The organism is Streptomyces phaeochromogenes, from assembly GCF_001418655.1.
GTDB lineage: Bacteria > Actinomycetota > Actinomycetes > Streptomycetales > Streptomycetaceae > Streptomyces > Streptomyces phaeochromogenes.
This window is the reverse complement of sequence record NZ_LIQZ01000690.1, coordinates 1-1,667: the sequence shown is the minus strand read 5'-3', so window position 1 is coordinate 1,667 and position 1,667 is coordinate 1. Positions and strand designations below refer to the sequence as shown.

Genomic DNA, 1,667 nt, shown 5'->3' with positions numbered 1-1,667 from the left:
GGGCGGGGGCCGGTCGGTGAGCACCGCGCTCGGGCCGTCGGCGGGGTTCCCGAAGCGGATGACGCTGCCCGGGCCGACGTCCCACTCGTGGACGCGGCGGCCGTCGGCGTACGTACCGTTCGTGCTGTTCTCGTCCCAGAGCGTCCAGTGGTCGGCGTTGGGCCGCAGGACGGCGTGGTGCCAGGAGACCCGGGCGTCGTCGATGACGATGTCGCTCAGCGGGTCTCGGCCGACGTGGTAGTCGTGGTTCGGGGTCATCACCGTGGACCCCGTCTCGGTTTCGAGGACGAGTTCGGGCGCCGCTGAACGCTCTCCCATGCCTGAATTCTAGCTATTCGTCCACATCTGCGCCTGCTGCGCGCGGTCGGCGGGGGTCCTGCCCGAGCGGCTTCGCCGGGACCGGGGGTCAGGCGGCCGGCATGGACAGGAAGGGGAGGGTGCGCTGCATGCGCAGGGCGTCGACCGACTCCGCGAGCAGCTCGTACTCGGTGGTCTCGTCACTCGTGGCGATGCGGACCAGATTCCCGGCGGCCAACTGCTCGGCGGCCAGCTCCTGTTGGAAGATGTCGCCGCACCAGGCGCGCAGCACGCCGGGGACGTCGGGGGCCGTGACCGAGAGGGGCATCATCGAGTTCGGCGGGAAGTACGGGGCGTCGGGGTTCGGATCGAGGCGCTCGGCCATCCATGACGCCCGGTCCCGTAACCACCACATGGCCAGCGCCAGGGTGGGCGCCCGGTAGGTGCCTAGCGGTACACCGACCCACATGCCTCCGCACACTCCGTACGCGGTGACATGGCAAAGGAATTCGTCGTGCACGATCGCTCCCCCATTGCATCCGCTTGCTGCCGGTCCGGCCTCTCTTTCCTGCGGCTCGCTGGTGGTGCACGATGGCGCTGTTCTTCGCTCGGTCAGCCGGGTGGATCCCCTGGCGGTTCCCGAGCCGTTCTCAGGGCTGTGAATAGCCCTAGCATTCAAGTATCGCCACTCCTGACACACTGTCACCATGCCATTCCAGCCAGTCTCCTGGCATATTCACCGTGGTTACTGGCTGAAATGACACGGCCGTGGAGATCGCGGTCCTCCGGGGGCACTACCCGAGAGGTGTCCGCGGGCATTACCCGAGGGGTAATCGACGGGTCCGACGACGCCCGGCATGGTTGCGGTACCGGATCCCGACAACGTCCGATCCGGGCCCTGACCAGTACGTACGAGCACATGCGACCTCGATGGAGGCTGATCTCCCATGCCCGCGAACCAGGACCGCTACGAAACCGCCGTCGCCCGCTACTTCGAGGCCTGGAACGCGGGCGGGAAGGAGGCCCTGACGAAGGCCGTGGCCGCCGCCTGGACCGCGGACGNNCCCGCTGGCCGACGTCCGCGGGCACGACGGGATCGCCGCCGTGATCGCCGGGGCCCACGAGCAGTTCCCCGGATTCGAGTTCCGGCTCACCGGTGCCGTGGACGGGCACCACGACCTCGCCCGTTTCAGCTGGGAGCTGGTCGCCGTCGCGGACGGCTCGGCGCCGGTCGCCGGCTTCGATGTGATCACCCTGAGCGACGACGGGCGGATACGGAGCGTGCACGGATTCCTGGACCGGGTGCCCGCCGGGGCGTGACACCACGGCTGTCGCGATGAGTTTTGCCGCGCCTGGTGGTCTCGTAGAGG

3 protein-coding genes and 1 pseudogene are annotated in these 1,667 nt (G+C 68.9%); 2 read left to right on the top strand and 2 right to left on the bottom strand.

What is annotated here, in order from left to right; all coding sequences use genetic code 11:
* Positions 1-318, bottom strand: a 318-nt coding sequence (locus AOK17_RS47600; RefSeq protein ID WP_157881567.1) for an FHA domain-containing protein, incomplete at its 3' end; no start/stop codon positions are given.
* An 88-nt stretch (positions 319-406) separates the two neighbouring features.
* Positions 407-817: a hypothetical protein gene (locus tag AOK17_RS47595; protein WP_055618831.1), complete on the bottom strand. Its 411-nt coding sequence runs from the start codon at positions 815-817 to the stop codon at positions 407-409.
* 427 nt (positions 818-1,244) lie between these two features.
* Here AOK17_RS47595 and AOK17_RS53455 point away from each other — a divergent pair.
* Positions 1,245-1,359: pseudogene (locus AOK17_RS53455) on the top strand (nuclear transport factor 2 family protein); the annotation flags it as partial.
* Between the two features lie 2 nt (positions 1,360-1,361).
* Positions 1,362-1,617 (top strand): nuclear transport factor 2 family protein (locus AOK17_RS47590; RefSeq protein ID WP_245697921.1); only part of this gene is annotated, 256 nt, incomplete at its 5' end.
* Positions 1,618-1,667 lie beyond the last annotated feature (50 nt).